Annotated in this window: 14 protein-coding genes and 2 pseudogenes; 8 read left to right on the forward strand and 8 right to left on the reverse strand. The window is 70.5% G+C overall.

The features are described 5' to 3' along the window. The first annotated feature begins 14 nt into the window (after positions 1–14). Complete coding sequence (locus tag ACIBK0_RS01570) at positions 15–1,460, forward strand: MFS transporter (protein WP_399074406.1); 1,446 nt, start codon at positions 15–17, stop codon at positions 1,458–1,460. Between the two features lie 80 nt (positions 1,461–1,540). Here the strand turns inward: ACIBK0_RS01570 and ACIBK0_RS01575 are convergent, their stop codons facing one another. Together ACIBK0_RS01575 and ACIBK0_RS01580 are read right to left on the reverse strand one after the other, a co-directional pair. Next, positions 1,541–1,879: a carboxymuconolactone decarboxylase family protein gene (locus tag ACIBK0_RS01575; RefSeq protein ID WP_399074408.1), complete on the reverse strand. Its 339-nt coding sequence runs from the start codon at positions 1,877–1,879 to the stop codon at positions 1,541–1,543. Between the two features lie 135 nt (positions 1,880–2,014). Then, on the reverse strand, positions 2,015–2,899 hold the full coding sequence (locus tag ACIBK0_RS01580) for an MBL fold metallo-hydrolase (protein ID WP_399074410.1): 885 nt from the start codon (positions 2,897–2,899) through the stop codon (positions 2,015–2,017). Positions 2,900–3,038: 139 nt separating this feature from the next. On the opposite strand from ACIBK0_RS01580, the gene ACIBK0_RS01585 reads away from it, so the two are divergent. After that, positions 3,039–3,782: a TetR/AcrR family transcriptional regulator gene (locus tag ACIBK0_RS01585; RefSeq protein ID WP_399074412.1), complete on the forward strand. Its 744-nt coding sequence runs from the start codon at positions 3,039–3,041 to the stop codon at positions 3,780–3,782. 26 nt (positions 3,783–3,808) lie between these two features. On the opposite strand, the pseudogene ACIBK0_RS01590 reads toward ACIBK0_RS01585, so the two are convergent. Further along, positions 3,809–4,035: pseudogene (locus ACIBK0_RS01590) on the reverse strand (Tn3 family transposase); the annotation flags it as partial. Between the two features lie 490 nt (positions 4,036–4,525). Between ACIBK0_RS01590 and ACIBK0_RS01595 the strand changes: the two are divergent. From ACIBK0_RS01595 to ACIBK0_RS01610, 4 genes are all read left to right on the forward strand, one after another. Further along, positions 4,526–5,497 (forward strand): alpha/beta hydrolase, encoded by a 972-nt coding sequence (locus ACIBK0_RS01595; protein ID WP_399074414.1) that lies wholly within the window; start codon positions 4,526–4,528, stop codon positions 5,495–5,497. A 297-nt stretch (positions 5,498–5,794) separates the two neighbouring features. Further along, positions 5,795–6,826: an alkene reductase gene (locus tag ACIBK0_RS01600; protein ID WP_399074416.1), complete on the forward strand. Its 1,032-nt coding sequence runs from the start codon at positions 5,795–5,797 to the stop codon at positions 6,824–6,826. Positions 6,827–6,835: 9 nt separating this feature from the next. Then, positions 6,836–7,324, forward strand: a complete 489-nt coding sequence (locus ACIBK0_RS01605; protein ID WP_399074418.1) for a MarR family winged helix-turn-helix transcriptional regulator — start codon at positions 6,836–6,838, stop codon at positions 7,322–7,324. Positions 7,325–7,418: 94 nt separating this feature from the next. After that, a complete protein-coding gene (locus ACIBK0_RS01610; protein WP_399074420.1) occupies positions 7,419–8,327 on the forward strand; it encodes an NADP-dependent oxidoreductase in 909 nt (302 codons plus the stop codon). Between the two features lie 555 nt (positions 8,328–8,882). Here ACIBK0_RS01610 and ACIBK0_RS01615 read toward each other — a convergent pair. Then, positions 8,883–9,010, reverse strand: a pseudogene (locus tag ACIBK0_RS01615) (IS5/IS1182 family transposase); the annotation flags it as partial. Positions 9,011–9,183: 173 nt separating this feature from the next. Beyond that, positions 9,184–10,086 carry a helix-turn-helix transcriptional regulator gene (locus tag ACIBK0_RS01620; RefSeq protein WP_399075106.1) on the reverse strand — a complete coding sequence of 301 codons (903 nt, stop codon included), beginning with the start codon at positions 10,084–10,086 and terminating at the stop codon, positions 9,184–9,186. A gap of 111 nt (positions 10,087–10,197) precedes the next feature. Between ACIBK0_RS01620 and ACIBK0_RS01625 the strand changes: the two genes are divergently transcribed. Next, positions 10,198–11,628: an MFS transporter gene (locus tag ACIBK0_RS01625; RefSeq protein ID WP_399074422.1), complete on the forward strand. Its 1,431-nt coding sequence runs from the start codon at positions 10,198–10,200 to the stop codon at positions 11,626–11,628. A 68-nt stretch (positions 11,629–11,696) separates the two neighbouring features. On the opposite strand, the gene ACIBK0_RS01630 is transcribed toward ACIBK0_RS01625, so the two are convergent. Further along, entirely contained in the window at positions 11,697–12,425 is a 729-nt protein-coding gene (locus tag ACIBK0_RS01630; RefSeq protein WP_399074423.1) for an ABC transporter substrate-binding protein, read from the reverse strand. A 337-nt stretch (positions 12,426–12,762) separates the two neighbouring features. Between ACIBK0_RS01630 and ACIBK0_RS01635 the strand changes: the two genes are divergently transcribed. Then, complete coding sequence (locus ACIBK0_RS01635; protein WP_399074425.1) at positions 12,763–12,969, forward strand: hypothetical protein; 207 nt, start codon at positions 12,763–12,765, stop codon at positions 12,967–12,969. 199 nt (positions 12,970–13,168) lie between these two features. On the opposite strand, the gene ACIBK0_RS01640 is transcribed toward ACIBK0_RS01635, so the two are convergent. Together ACIBK0_RS01640 and ACIBK0_RS01645 are read right to left on the reverse strand one after the other, a co-directional pair. Beyond that, positions 13,169–13,756: a TetR family transcriptional regulator gene (locus tag ACIBK0_RS01640; RefSeq protein ID WP_399074427.1), complete on the reverse strand. Its 588-nt coding sequence runs from the start codon at positions 13,754–13,756 to the stop codon at positions 13,169–13,171. Between the two features lie 26 nt (positions 13,757–13,782). Next, entirely contained in the window at positions 13,783–14,787 is a 1,005-nt protein-coding gene (locus ACIBK0_RS01645; protein ID WP_399074429.1) for an aldo/keto reductase, read from the reverse strand. Positions 14,788–14,982: the final 195 nt, after the last annotated feature.

Raw genomic sequence — 14,982 nt, forward strand, 5'->3', positions numbered from 1 at the left:
CGTACTCTGATGGAATGCCAGAGCTCAGCCACCGCCACCGGATGCTGGTGCTCGCGATCTGCTGTATGAGCCTGCTGATCGTGAGCCTCGACAACACGGTTCTGAACGTCGCCCTGCCCTCGATGCAGAAGGAACTGCACGCGAGCGTGGCGGGCCTGCAGTGGACCATCGACGCGTACACCCTGGTGCTGGCCTCGCTGCTGATGCTCGCGGGCTCGACCGCCGACCGCATCGGGCGGCGCAAGGTCTTCATGGCGGGCCTGATCATCTTCACGATCGGCTCGGTGCTGTGCTCCCTCGCACCGAACCTCGACTCCCTCATCGCCTTCCGCATGGTGCAGGCGATCGGCGGTTCGATGCTGAACCCGGTGGCGATGTCGATCATCACCAACACCTTCACGGACCCTCGCGAGCGCGCCCGCGCGATCGGCGTGTGGGGCGGCGTGATCGGCATCTCGATGGCCGCCGGGCCGCTGGTCGGCGGCCTGCTCGTGGACTCGGTCGGCTGGCGGTCGATCTTCTGGATCAACCTCCCGGTGGGCCTGGCCGCGCTGCTGCTCACCCTGCGCTACGTGCCCGAGTCCCGGGCGCCCAAGGCCCGCCGCCCCGACCCGGTCGGCCAGCTCCTCGTCATCGCCCTGCTGGGCTCGCTGACGTACGCGATCATCGAGGCGCCCAGCTCCGGCACCCTCAAGACGCTCGCCTTCGGCGCGATCGCCGTCGCCGCGCTGCTCGGCCTTCTGCGGTACGAGCCCCGGCGCTCCGAACCCCTCATCGACCTGCGCTTCTTCCGCTCGGCGCCGTTCAGCGGGGCGACCGTCATCGCCATCAGCGCGTTCGCGGCGCTCAGCGGCTTCCTGTTCCTGTCGACCCTCTATCTGCAGAACGTCCGCGGCCTGGACGCGCTGCACGCGGGCCTGTGGATGCTGCCGATGGCGGCCATGTGCTTCGTGTGCGCTCCCGTGTCGGGCCGGCTGGTCGGCAGCCGGGGCCCGCGCTTCCCACTCCTGGTCGCCGGAGTCGCGATGACCGCGAGCGGCATCCTCTTCGCCGCCTTCGAGGCCGAGACCTCGAACGCCACGCTGGTCCTCGGTTACGTCCTCTTCGGCCTGGGCTTCGGCTTCGTGAACGCCCCCATCACCAACACAGCCGTCTCCGGCATGCCCCGCAGCCAGGCGGGCGTCGCCGCCGCCGTCGCCTCGACCAGCCGCCAGATCGGCGGCACCCTCGGCGTCGCCGTGGTCGGCGCGGTGCTGGCCTCCGGGGTGGCGGCCTCGGCATACAAGGACACGTTCGTGTCGGCCGCCCGCCCCGGCTGGTGGATCATCGCCGGGTGCGGTCTCGCGGTCCTGGTCCTGGGCGCGCTGACCAGCGGACGCTGGGCGCGCGCGACGGCGGAACGGGCCGCCGAGCGGCTGGAGTCGGTGGAGGTACGGGACGCGGCGGGCGTGAGCGCCTGACGGCTGCCGCGGGACCAGGACCGGGGTCCTGGGCCTGAGAAGCTGTTGCCTTTCGAGAGTGACGGTTCTCTTTCCGCTGGTCAGGCATAGCCGGTGGACGACCCGTGAATGGTTTCCATGGCGAGGGAGGCTCGGGGGTATCCGACGTAGCCGGCCAGGAGCGTCATGAGGGCGGTGAGTGCTTCGTTGTCCAGCCCGTGCTTTCGGGCCAGCTGGAGGTGGGTGTCCAGGCGGTCTCCGGAGACGCCTTGGGCGGTCAGGGCGGTGATGATGGCGATGGAGCGATCCCGTGCGGTGAGGGGGACCTCCTGCTCGGGCACGTCGAAGACCTTGGCGTAGGCCGAGATGCCGTGCTCTCGTCTGCTGCGCGTGTCCTGGGCGTCCGCGTTCCCTGAACTCGGTTTGATCTGTGTGCTCATGATGTCGGTGTCCCTGTGTGTTCTGTTCACGCGGCCGACTGGGCATTTGTGTGCGCCGCACCCTGCCACGCAAGGGCAGGACGCGGTCGGGCCGGCGCCCGAGCAGCAGGTGTTCAGGCTTGTTGTGCGGCTGTTTCAGCTCGCGGGGCCGGCGGCGTAGTACGCCTGGGCGGCGAGGCTGATCCATTCAGGCCGCTCCCAGGTGCTCCAGCGGGCGCGGGCGGCCTTGTCGATGGTGGCCGCTGCCTCGTCGGCGGACGCGCCGCTTGCGCGCAGGCGACCGGCTTCGTCGCGGACGTAGGTCAGGTAGTCGCGTACGTCGCGGATCAGCGAGGTGTCCGTGACCTCACCGTGGCCGGGAACGACAACCTCGGCATCGAGGGCGATCAGCCGATCGAGCACGGTGATCCAGCGCGCACCGTCGAGGTCGGCGTCGTAGGGCGGGAAGTAGGGCGCGATCGGGAAGATGCGGGTCTCGAACAGGTCACCGCCGAACAGCACCCGGTCGTCGATGAGCACGGTCTGGTCGGAGGCCGTGTGTGCCGGGCCGACTGTGCGCAGCACCGCTGTGCGGCCACCAAGGTCGATTTCGGCCTGGCCGTCGTAGGTGAGGTCGGGGTCGACGAGCTCGATGCCCTCGAATTCGGCTGCAACGGCAGGGCTCAGGCCCTTGAACATGTCGATGTAGGCGGCGCCCTTGCGGTGCAGCTCATCACGCTGACCACGGTTGTAGACGATCGTGGCGGCGCCCTTGAACGCCTGCGCGCCGAAGCCATGCTCGGGGTGGAAATGCGTGACGGTCAGGTACAGCGGCAGGTCACCGGCCAGGCGCCGGGCCTGTTTCAGGACGTACGCGCCGTTGCGGGGGCCGATGCCGGTATCGATGACCAGCGCGGCCTTCTCGCCCAGGACGATGCCTACGTTCGGCACGAGCTCCACGCGCTGGTCAGGAATCACGAAGACGCCGTCGGAAATCTCGACCGGCTCGCCCTTCACGACCGGCACCGGCGCCCCACTCACGTCAGGGGCACCCTGCGGGTCGACATTTCCGGTGCTCACTGAAGGTTCTGTGGCGCACATGAGCCCCACTCCAATCTAAGCAGCGTTCAGATCGCACTACGAATGTAACAGCAATCTGAGCATTGATAAGATTGGGGGCATGGTGAAACGGCACTACCACCACGGGGAACTGCGGAACGCGCTGCTCGATGCCGCGGAGGCGCTGGTCCGCGAACGCGGCGTCGACGGCTGGTCACTGCGCGAGGCGTCAGCTCGTGTCGGTGTCAGCTCGAGCGCCGTCTACCACCACTTCGCCTCACGCGATGTACTGGTGCGCGCACTCTCCGAGCGGGCGCTCACCCAACTGGGCGAGCGCATGAGCCAGGCCGCCGGCATGGCCACCGAACCAGGGGCGAGTGTCGACCACTTGCAGTGTCTGGTCGCCGTCGGCCGCAGCTACGTCCAGTGGGCACTCGAAGACCCCTCGGTTGCCCGCCTGGCTTTCGGCGCCCGGACCTCCGGTCCTGGCGCCGAAATCTCGCCGCATCCGCACGACGTCCTCGACGCGGAACTCGATCGGCTCGTCGAGGCCGGCGCACTGCCGACTTCCGCCCGCCCGGGAGCCGACTTCGTCGTATGGGCCGCCATCCACGGACTCGCCACCCTGCTCGCCGACGGCCTCGCTCACCTCGACAGTCCAGAGGCCATCGCCCGGGAGACGGAGCGCGTCGTCCGAGCCGTCCTCACCGGCCTGAGACAGGAAACCGCACCGTCCCGGAGTTGGCCGGCCGTGCGCTCCACCTACACCGAGCGCCGCGCCGAACAGGAGAGCGGCGACTCCGCTATCCCGTCGCCGGCGAACGCTCCAGCCGAGCCCGAGGATCTGCCGCAAACCCGCGCGTGACGCACGGGCATGACGATCCCTGGCGGCTACTCGCCATCCGGGGCGCGCAACGGCCGCAGACCAGTGGGCAGATCGGGGAGCCGGAAGGAGCACCGCCCGAGCACATGTTGACGTGGCGCCGGACGACATGCCACAGCCTGGCGATGTCCTCGTCGCGGACATCGAATCCATCCGCGCGGAGCCGAGTGGCACCGGCGCCCATGTAACCGGCATTGAAGAGCACCAGGGCGTTCAGCACAAGCCTGAGCCCTCCAGGACATGGCCTGCGCTGTGCCGCCCATCCGTCAGTTCGTGGCCGGCTGCACCTACCGCACGGCGCTGCCGCCCTTGTGCCGCCGCCGGGTGATCCGCACGCACATGTCAGCATGACGCCCCGTCAGGCCAGACCGCAGCGACAGCCCGCCCACTGTCGAAGCCGGGGTTCCGTGCGCGCCTCGCCCTGGGGTGGCCGGTCGATCCCTGCCGAGCCCGCGGCGGCCGACCGGATGATGCGCCATGAAGTCGAGCGGCTACGGCGAGGGTTCGGGCGGTTGGCGGGGTCGGGGGCCCGCTCTTGGTCGTCACGCGCCGGGACGGGCGGAGTGGAACTGACCCGCCCCGGTGTCCGGTGGAGTCGATCCAGCCGGCTCCTGAGCGATGGGGGCGAAGGCTCTCAAGATTTACGTTGCCAGCCACACATTACCGGGGTAGCTTTTACGTGGTCGGCCACATAATTGGGTCCGACACTCATCCCAGGAGGCATCGTGTCCGCTTCACCCGAGCTCCAGGTCCTTGCCCGCCCGCCCTACGACCCGGAGCTGGGGGCGATGCTCGCCGCGAGCCCGCTGCCGACGACGATCACGGCGGAGTTGATCGGGCCGCTACGTGCCGCCTCGTTCACCGCTCCGATCGAGGAGGTGCTGAGCACCCGGGCGATCGACCGCGAGGATGTCGTCCTACCCGGTCCGGGCGGCGACCTCACCGCCTCCGTCTTCCGCCCTCGCGGCAGGACCGCCCCGGGGCCGGGCATCTACTTCCTGCACGGCGGCGGCATGATCATCGGCGACCGGTTCACCGGCATCGCGAACATCCTTGACTGGGCCGAGGAGTTGGGCGCGGTCGTTGTCTCGCTCGAGTACCGGCTCGCCCCCGAGCACCCGGACCCGGCCCCGGTCGAGGACGCCTACGCAGGGTTCCTGTGGACCGCAGCCCACAGCGCCGAGCTGGGCATCGACCCCGACCGGATCCTCGTCGCCGGCACCTCCGCGGGTGCGGGACTGGCGGCCGGCGTCTCCCTGCTCACCCGCGACCGCCAGGGCCCGGCGATCCTCGCCCAGCTGCTGATGAGCCCGATGCTCGACGATCGCAACCAGAGCGTCTCCAGCCACCAGTACTCCCGGACCGGCTCCTGGAGCCGGGAGAGCAACGAGACCGGATGGACTGCGCTGCTCGGCGAGCGCCGTGGCACCGACGAGGTCGGCATCTACGCCGCTCCCGCGCGCGCCACCGACCTGTCCAAGCTGCCCCCGGCCTTCATCGACGTCGGCTCCGCCGAGGTCTTCCGCGACGAGGACGTAGCCTTCGCGAGCCGGCTCTGGGCCTGCGGAGTCCAGGCCGAACTGCACGTATGGGCCGGCGGATTCCACATCTTCGACGGCGCCGTGCCCACTGCCGCCCTCTCCACCGCAGCCCTACGGGCCCGCACCGCCTGGGTCCGCCGCACCCTTACCGACTGACCGCACACGCGCGCCGGGCACAGGCCCGGACCGCCGGGCGAGGGTGCGAATGGTGGACAACTCCCGGACTGTGTACCGGCGAGTCGGCTGCTTCGCGCCCGCCCGCCCCTTCCGAACGTGCCCCGGCGCAGCCGGCCCCGTCCTCCCGGCCGCGCCTGGTCCACTTCACGCTCCGTCAACCACCGTCAGTTACTTGGCTAGCCACATAAAGCATGTTAGTTTTTAGGTGGCCAGCCACACAAGCTACTTGGAGCTCACGATGACCGATCACCTGTGGACCCCTGTCACCCTCGGGGCATGCGCCTGAACCACCGCCTGGCGATGGCCCCGATGACCCGGGACCGATCAACCCCCGAGGGCGTGCCGACGCAGATGAACGCCGAGTACTACGCTCAGCGCGCCTCGATGGCGCTGATCATCACGGAGGGCACCCAGCCCTCCGCCGATGGCCAGGGCTACCTGCTGACCCCGGGAATCCACACCGAGGAGCAGTTCGCCGGCTGGCGGAAGGTGACCGATGCCGTTCACGCGCAGGGCGGGAAGATCTTCGTCCAGCTCATGCACGTCGGACGAATCTCCCACCCCGACAACACCCCGCACGGCCGTCAGCCTGTCGCGCCGTCGGCCGTCACGCCCGACGGCGTCATGTTCACCATGTCGGGCCCCCAGGCGATGCCCGAACCGCGCCCCCTCACGGCGGACGAGGTCGCCGAGACCGTCCAGGACTACCGCAGGGCGGCGGCCGCAGCGATCGCCGCCGGTGCCGACGGCGTCGAGATCCACGGTGCCAACGGCTACCTGATCCACCAGTTCCTCTCCAGCAACGCCAACCAGCGCACCGACCAGTACGGCGGCAGCATCGACAACCGCATCCGCTTCGCCATCGAGGTCGCCGCCGCCGTCGCCGACGAGATCGGCTCCGAGCGCACCGGCTTCCGCATCTCGCCCGGAAACCCCTTCAACGACATCACCGAGGACGACACCGAAAGCCTGTACGGCGCGCTGGTCTCCGCGCTCGCCCCGCTCCACCTCGCCTACCTGCACCTCACCCACAACGGCGACGAGGAGCTGGCCGCCACGATCCGTCGCGACTGGCCCACCGCGCTGGTGTTCAACCGGCCCGGCGCCGACGCCGACGCCCGCGCCAAGGACATCGAGAACGGCCTCGCCGATATCGTCACGGTGGGCGCCATGGCTCTCGCCAACCCTGACCTCGTCGAGCGGCTGCGCACCGGCGCCATCCTGAACACCCCCGACCCGGCCACCTTCTACGGCGGCGGTGAGGGCGGATACACCGACTACCCGACGCTCCAGCCGAGCGCCGTCTGAGGAGAGAAGATGAGCTCCGCGTCCCCCGCCCCCGCCCAGCAGCCGCCTATGGTCGGCGAGGACCGCCTGAGCTTCGCGATCTTCTCGCTCGCCCGCGCCCACCGTGCCTACGCCGCCGGCCTCCTGCGCGACCTCGGCCTGCACCCCGGCCAGGAGCTGCTGCTGATGCAGCTTCTGGACCGGGACGGCCAGAGCCAGTCCGAACTTCTCAACAGCGTCGGCCTGGACCACTCCACCGTCTCCAAATCCCTGCGGCGCATGCAGGAGGCCGGCCTGCTCACCCGGGAGCCGGCAGAGCACGACCGGCGGGTCCAGCTCGTCCGGCTCACCGAGCAGGGCCGCGCCATGCGCGAGCCCCTGAGGAACATGTGGGCCACCCTCGAGGAGACCTCCACCAAGGACCTGGACGCGCAGGAGGTCGAGACGCTCGTCCGGCTCGCCCGCAAGGTCGAGAACTCGATGACCGAGCGCAGCCGCGCCCAGAACTCCGAAGGCTGACCGAGCGCCGCGCAACCCCGCCCGGCCCTGGAACCGTCGGCCGGCGGAAGTCCGGCCGTTCCTGAGAATCAAGAAGCACCAAGGAGACCATCCCATGAAGACCATCGTCTTCGACCGCTTCGGCGGCCCCGAGGTCCTGCACGAGAGCGAGACGAACACGCCCGAGCCCGGCGCCGGGCAGGTCCGCATCCGTGTCAAGGCCGCCGGCGTCAACCCACTCGACGGAAAGATCCGCTCCGGCGCCCTCGAAGCCGTCTTCCCCACCCCCCTGCCGGCCGTCCCCGGACTGGAGATCGCCGGCGTGGTGGACGCCCTGGGCGAAGGGGTGGACCTCGTGGCGGTCGGCGACCACGTACTGGGCTGGGCGGACACCGGCGGGTATGCCGAGTACGCCCTGGCCGGCACGGTCGCGCGCAAGCCCGGGGCACTCAGCTGGGAACAGGCGGCCACCCTGCCGGTGGCGGGCGAGGCGGCCGAGAGCGGGCTGCGCATGCTCGACATAGCGCAGGGCGAGACCGTGCTGATCCACGGCGCGGCGGGCGCCGTCGGCACTCTCGCCGTGCAGCTGGCTGCAGCGCGCGGTGCTCGCGTCATCGCCACCGCCGGGCGCGGCAACCAGGGCTACCTGGCTTCGCTCGGCGCTGTCCCCACCGTCTACGGGGACGGCCTCGTCGAGCGGGTCCGGGCCCTGGCCCCCGAAGGCATCGACGCCGTGTTCGACGTCGCGGGCAAGAGCGCGCTCCGGGATTCGATCGAACTGCGCGGCGGCACCGACCGCATCGTCACGATCGCCGACTTCACGGCCGGGCAGCTGGGGATCACCTTCGCCGCCGGCCCCCAGGAGCGCTCCGCCTCCCACCTCGCCGCCCTGGCCGAACAGGCCGCCAAGGGCGACCTCGTCACCACGGTCGCCGCCACCTATCCGCTGGCCGAGGCCGCCACCGCGCAGCAGATCAGCGACGCCGGCCACGTCCGCGGCAAGCTCGTCCTGACCGTCGCCTGAATTCGACGGACCACGCCGGCAACACACGGCGGCACCGTCGTGGCCGTCGAGTGCCGACGGGCTCGCGTCTCAAGCGGGACCCCGCCGACACGTATGCCCGGGGGTCATCGCGGACTTCCTCGCCCATGGAGCGCTGAGGTGGTTCGGCCTCCACGCCGTGCCCGGTCTGGCGGTGCCGGTCCAGATCGGCGGCGAAACCCAGTGCACCGGCCGGTTCCCTGACTCCGGTACCTCCGCAACAACCCGCGCCAAGCTCTCGCGGATCGCTCTCGACGACGAGTTGGCCCGGGCCATGGATGCCGCCGCTACGGGCCGATTCGCCGCACGGGGCCTCTTAGGATGACGCAGCGGCTGGTCTCTGTCGACCCGTGGCGGACAGCCTCCAGCGGGACGACTGGAGTCCGCCGTCCGACCGCATCACCATCCGTCCCGAACCGCACGACACCGGCCACGACGCCCCCCTGGTCGACGCCGCGGTTCCCGGGGCGCGACGATCGCCCTCGTGTCCTGGTCACCCCTGAGAACAATCGTCGACGATCACGAAGCCCTCGCCGCCCAGCGGGTGCGGCCGAGGTCGGAGCCGTGGGCAATTGCGCGGGCTTGATGCCGTGTTTCCACAGCAGGCGGCGGTACTTGTCGTAGTCGTAGCCCCGGTCGGCGAAGAGCCGCTTGGATCGGTTGCGCGTGGGCGAGCCGGCGCGAGCGCATCAGCCACGCCAATGTCCGCTCCACCAGCCACCTCATGGGCGCCCAAGCCAGGACCGGGACTTGGGCCCGATCCGGAGCCGGGGCCCAGGAGACCCAAAGCCCAAGAGACCCCAGGGTGCCCATGAGCCCCAGGCCTTGACGACCCGCGTCAGGCCTCGACCCGCCCGCGCTCCACAGCGATCGCGTGCAGCTTCTCCAGGCGCACGCGGGACTCCTCGTCGGCGGGCACGTACGTCACCACGCGCGGCCCGACCTCCGGGCTCAGCCACAGGTCGGTGTGGTCGACGGTGATCCGGCCGACGTGGGCGTTGCGGAACTCCTTGCGCTTGGTGCGCGCGCCCACCACCTCATGCCTGTCCCAGGCCTCGCTGAAGTCCGGGGACTCCGCCCGCAGCCGCTTGAGCAGCATCTTCCAGGCGGGCTCGGCGAGATGCCCGGCCATCGCGGCCCGGAAGCGGGCGGCCATCAGCCGCTGGGTCTCCTTCAGGTGCACGATCGAGGAGCGCCACTCCTCGTGGGTGTAGGAGAGGATCATGCAGTTGCGGTCCTCGGGCGCTACCGCGTCGAGGTCGCAGAGCAGCATCCCGTACGTGCGGTTGTACGCGAGGATGTCGTACCGGCTGTTCTGGACGCAGGCCGGGATCGGCTCCAGCTGTTCGAGGACGGCCTGCAGGGCCGGCGTGACCGACGGGCACTTCGACGCGGGCGACGGGTCCACGGCGCCGGCGAGTTGGAAGAGGTGTGTGCGCTCGCTGGGGTCGAGCAGCAGGGTGCGGGCGAGCGCGTCGAGCACCTGCACGGAGACCTGGATGTCCCGGGCCTGTTCGAGCCACGTGTACCAGGTGACGCCGACCGCGGCGAGCTGCGCGACCTCCTCGCGGCGCAGACCGGGGGTGCGCCGCCGGGGGCCGCGAGGCAGTCCGACCTGCTCCGGGGAGACATGCTCGCGGCGGTGGCGCAGGAAGGCGGCCAGCTCGTGCCGCCGGATCTCCGATTCCCGGCCGTCGTGCCGTGCAGCCGACGCCGTCCGCACCGTCTGTTCCTGCGTCATGGTCGTCATGCTCCCCAGCCTGCCGCACCGGGCAACCTGTTGCCAGGTACTTCTTCTACCAGGATAAGAAGACTCTGGTACCAGCCTGGGAGGGGGACAAGGCTGGTCGTCGTGACCGAAACAGGAACTCTCACGACCCCTGTCCGTTCGCCGTCGGCCCCACCCATGCTCGGCGGCCTCGGACTGTTCACCGTGCTGCTCGGTGCGGCACTGCCTCTCATCGACTTCTTCATCGTCAACGTAGCCCTGCCGACCATCGGCCGTGACCTGAACGCGAGCGAGGCCGTCCTCGAACTCGTCGTCGCCGGCTACGGAGTCGCGTACGCCGTCCTGCTCGTCCTGGGCGGACGCCTCGGCGATCTCTTCGGGCGGCGCCAGTTCTTCCTCGGCGGCATGGCGGCCTTCGGCGTGACCTCCCTGGCGTGCGGACTCGCGCCCACCGCCTGGACTCTGGTGGCGGCGCGCGTCGCGCAGGGCGCGGCGTCCGCGGCGATGCTGCCGCAGGTGCTCGCCACCATCCAGTCGGCGACCGCGGGCCCGCGCCGTGCCAAGGCCATGGGCCTGTACGGGGCCACGGCCGGCCTGTCCATGGTGGCCGGGCAGATCCTCGGCGGCATCCTGGTCGCGGCGGACATCGCCGGCACCGGCTGGCGTTCGGTGTTTCTCGTCAACGTGCCCGTCGTGATCCTCGGCCTGATCCTGGCCGCCCGTGCCGTGCCCGAGACGCGTTCGCAGCACCCGGAGCCGATCGACGCGCCGGGCACGGTACTGCTCGCCATCTCCCTGTTGACCCTCCTCGCCCCGCTGACGGAGGGCCGGGCGGCGGGCTGGCCGCTGTGGACCTGGGTGTCACTCGCTCTCTTCCCCGTCGCGGCGGCGGCGTTCTACTTCGTCGAACGCCGGGAGGACCGCAGCGGCCGTACGCCCCTGGTCCCCCCGAGCCTCTTCGCGCTGCTCTCCCTGCGCCGCGGCCTCGTGATGATCGTGCCGTTCTCGATCGGCTTCAGCGGTTTCATGTTCGTGATCGCGGTGGCGTTGCAGCGCGGTGCGGGCCTCGGTCCGGTGGCCGCGGGCCTGGCTCTCGCGCCCATGGCGGTCGTCTTCTTCGTCGTCTCCCTGTGCGGTCCCAGGCTGGTCGCCCGGTACGGCACCCGGGTCGTCACCGCCGGCGGGCTGATCCAGGCGGTGGGTGTGGCCCTTCTGGTGGTGACCGCCTGGCGGTCCTGGCCGCACCTCGGTGTGTGGGAGCTGTTGCCGGGCGCGGCGGTCGCGGGCGCGGGCCAGGCCCTCCAACTCCCGGTCATCTTCCGGATCATCCTCTCCGAGGTCCCGCCCGCCCGGGCCGGCGTCGGCAGCGGCGTCATGATCACCACCCAGCAGTCGGCCCTCGCCCTGGGCGTCGCCACCCTCGGCACCCTCTTCCTCTCCCTCGTACCGAGCCACGGCATGCAGGACGCCCTGGTGACCACGCTGTTGGTCCAGCTGGCGGGCGTGGCACTGACCACGGCGCTGAGTCTGCGACTGCCGCGGACCATCAGCTGAGCGCGGGGACCGTCCCAGGCCGGGCGGAGGGCAGCCTTCCGGGGGCACGCCCCTCACTCCGCGGACGCCTACGCGGGTGGGGCGACCAGCGTCTGCGACTGGTGCGCGCGGCGCAGCGCAGCCGCGACGAAGCCGTTCGTCTTCAGCTCCTCGACGAGGCCGTGGAGGAAACGGACGGTCTCCGGACGCCGGGTCGTGGTCGTGCCGACCGCCTGGCGGATCTGCATGAAGCGGTCCTCGATCAGGCGGAGTTCGGGGTGCGCGGCGACGAACTCGGTCATCGACCGGCGGATACCGGCGGCGGCCTCCAGGCCCTCGGCGCGGAACACCTCGACCCCCTCCTCCCCGCGCACGACGCGCGCGTGCCGCAGTGTGCGGGAGAGGAAGAGGTCGTAGGCGGAACCGCGCTTCACACCGATCCGTACGCCGGGACGGTCCACGTCCGCGACCGTGGTGAGGTCCGCGTCGCGGGGCACGGCGTACACGCCCTCGATCACGACGTACGGCGCCGTGAAGGCGACCTCGGCCTCGGGTGCGGGCTCCACGGCCAGGAAGCAGATGTCTGCACGCCTCTGTGCCATCGCCTCGTACGACTTGCGCGCGGCGTCGAAGCAGAGGAGCTCGACGGGCAGGTGCAGCCGTGCGCCGATCTCGTGCGCGAGATAGACGGTGATGCCGGACGGGGCGGCCGGGGTGCCCTGGGCGAGTACCGGATTGCCCAGGTTGATCGAGGCGCGCAGGGTGCCGTTCGGGGCGAGGTCCCTGGCGATGGCGGCAGTTCCGGTCCCGGGCGTCATGGAGCGGAGTGTAGGTCAGGGGCAAGAGGCGGGCGCGGGGCCGCGGACCGTTGACCGGTTACGCCCGGCTCCGCTCCCGTGCCGGATTCCGTGACGCTCCATGGCTCTCGTCACCCACTGGTACGCCGCCCCCTCACGAGCTTCACGGCCACCTGGCTCCCCGCTGACCACCAGGTCAACAGGACCATCGTCGCCGTCGAGGCCGCCGAGGGGCACCGGACCCCTGCATGGCCGCGACCGACCCCACACCGAACTCGCCGCCGAAGAACCCCCGTTGATCTTCGCCATGCTGCACACTCCTTGCTGCGCAAGCGGAGCGGTAACACCTGGAGGTGTCATGCTGCAGATCAACACGAGCAAGGTAAGCCGCTGGGACCAGCACGGCCGCGAGCACGTCGTACACGTCCAACGAGCGGGCGTGCAACGCACGATCAGATGCGACACCTGCGGCTGGCGCAAGGGCGCCCAGTTCCTGCCGTGGCTCAAGGCGGAGGAACACCTGGCGGAGGCGCATCAGGCGACGGTGGATCCGACGGAGTCATGAGGACAGCAGCCGGGCGGCGTCGCTGACGGGAGCCTGCGCCGCGACCACCTCGTCCGCACGCGCCCCCTTCATGACGGCCGCCCGCTCCTCATCGCGGGAACCCGCAAGGCGTCCCGATCGTCGAGTGCGCCAGCCATGGGCTTCCTCGCACCCATGCGGCCGGTACGGCCACGGCGGGCCGTGCGCGCCATGACGCGGGTCAGGCGCGCAGCCCCCGCAGAACCAGCTCCACGACCGCCTCGAACTCCGCGTCGATGCCCGGCTGTTCCCACTCACGGGCATAACACGGGTCGTGGAAGCGGCCCGTGGCGTCGAAGAGGGCGCGGGCCGTTACGGCGGGGGCGCCGGAGGCGAACGCACCGCGCTCGACGCCGTGCTCGATGATCGTGGTGAGCTGGCCCGTGAGGTCGGCGATGTGGCGCTCGACGACAGAGCTGTTCTCGCCGATCAACACCATGTACGTGGCGAAGAGCTGAGGGTCGTCGCCCGCCTTGTGACGCTTGGCGGCGAACAGGGCCGTGAACCAGTCGCGGAGGCGGGACTCGGGGTCGCGGTCCTCGGCGACGATGCCGGACAGCGCCTCGGACGTGCGGTCCAGCCAGCGCTCGGTGACAGCCTCCCGCAGCGCCGCCTTCGTACGGAAGTGACGGTAGACGCTGCCGTGGCTGACGCCGAGCGCGCGGGCCACGTCCACCACGGTGGCCTTGGCGGGCCCGTGGCGGCGCAGCACCTCCTCGGTCGCTTCGAGGATGCGCTCGGCGGTCAGTACGTCGGTGGTCGGTGCCATGACGAAGACCGTACCTGCCGGTACCGTCAGCGCTCCGTGCCCAGGTGCGACATCTGCGCCTGCGGGTAGCGGTCGCCTGCGGCGGCGCCGTCCGGTACGGCCGCCTCGATCGCGGCGAGGTCGTCCGCGTCGAGCGTGACGTCCAGGGCGCCCAGCGCCTCCGCCAGACGCTCCCGGGTCCGCGCCCCGACCAGTGGCACGATGTCCTCGCCCCGGGACAGCACCCAGGCGATCGCGATCTGCGCCACCGAGACGCCCTTCTGCTCGGCGACCTTCCGCAGCGCCTCGACGAGGCCGAGGTTGTGCCGCAGGTTGTCGCCCTGGAAGCGGGGGCTCATGGAACGGAAGTCGGTCGGAGCCAGCTGCCGGTCCGGCGTGAAGTGCCCGGAGATCAGACCGCGCGACAGCACTCCGTACGCGGTGATGCCGATGCCCAGCTCACGCGTGGTCGGCAGGACCTCGTCCTCGATGCCGCGCGAGATGAGCGAGTACTCGATCTGCAGGTCCGAGACGGTCGCGGTCGCGGCGGCCCGGCGGATGGTGTCCGCGCCGACCTCGCTCAGACCGATGTGCCGTACGTGCCCGGCCTCCACCAACTCCGCGATCGCCCCGACCGTCTCCTCGATCGGCACGTCGGGATCGGCCCGCGCGATCCGGTACACGTCGATGTGGTCCACGCCGAGACGCTGCAGCGAGTAGGCGGCGAAGTTCTTCACGGCGGCCGGACGACCGTCGTACCCGGACCAGCCGCCGTCCGGGTCGCGCAGTGCGCCGAACTTCACGCTGGTCAGCGCCTGCTCTCGGCGCGCCGCGGGGGCCGAACGCAGCGCCTCGCCGATCAGCATCTCGTTGTGACCCATGGCATAGAAGTCACCGGTGTCGAGCAGGGTCACGCCGGACTCCAGGGCGGCGTGGATCGTCGCGATGGACTCGGCGCGGTCGGCCTCGCCGTACAGCGCGGACATGCCCATGCAGCCGAGGCCGAGGGCGGAGACCCGGGGGCCGGTCGTTCCGAGCGGGCGGGTTTGCATGAGGACTCCTTGGGTGTCCGTGAGGGTGGTGCATTCACCATGACATGACAGATGACAGATTTCAATATCTGTCATCTGTCATTTGTCATTCGCCAGCCGGACGGGAAGTTGGTCCAGACCTATTGACGAGAGGTCTGGACCACGAGCACTGTCATGCCTACGACACCTCACCGCACCCCCACCGGGAGGCCTCGC

This window comes from Streptomyces sp. NPDC050564 (genome assembly GCF_044457265.1).
Taxonomy (GTDB): Bacteria; Actinomycetota; Actinomycetes; order Streptomycetales; family Streptomycetaceae; genus Streptomyces.

Coding starts and splice junctions, on each gene's coding strand:
- ACIBK0_RS01570 (WP_399074406.1), top strand. CDS start 15: ATGCCAGAGCTCAGCCACCGCCACCGGATGCTGGTGCTCGCGATCTGC.
- ACIBK0_RS01575 (WP_399074408.1), bottom strand. CDS start 1,879: ATGAGCACACAGATCAAACCGAGTTCAGGGAACGCGGACGCCCAGGAC.
- ACIBK0_RS01585 (WP_399074412.1), top strand. CDS start 3,039: ATGGTGAAACGGCACTACCACCACGGGGAACTGCGGAACGCGCTGCTC.
- ACIBK0_RS01600 (WP_399074416.1), top strand. CDS start 5,795: ATGCGCCTGAACCACCGCCTGGCGATGGCCCCGATGACCCGGGACCGA.
- ACIBK0_RS01605 (WP_399074418.1), top strand. CDS start 6,836: ATGAGCTCCGCGTCCCCCGCCCCCGCCCAGCAGCCGCCTATGGTCGGC.
- ACIBK0_RS01610 (WP_399074420.1), top strand. CDS start 7,419: ATGAAGACCATCGTCTTCGACCGCTTCGGCGGCCCCGAGGTCCTGCAC.
- ACIBK0_RS01620 (WP_399075106.1), bottom strand. CDS start 10,086: ATGACGCAGGAACAGACGGTGCGGACGGCGTCGGCTGCACGGCACGAC.
- ACIBK0_RS01630 (WP_399074423.1), bottom strand. CDS start 12,425: ATGACGCCCGGGACCGGAACTGCCGCCATCGCCAGGGACCTCGCCCCG.
- ACIBK0_RS01635 (WP_399074425.1), top strand. CDS start 12,763: ATGCTGCAGATCAACACGAGCAAGGTAAGCCGCTGGGACCAGCACGGC.
- ACIBK0_RS01640 (WP_399074427.1), bottom strand. CDS start 13,756: ATGGCACCGACCACCGACGTACTGACCGCCGAGCGCATCCTCGAAGCG.
- ACIBK0_RS01645 (WP_399074429.1), bottom strand. CDS start 14,787: ATGCAAACCCGCCCGCTCGGAACGACCGGCCCCCGGGTCTCCGCCCTC.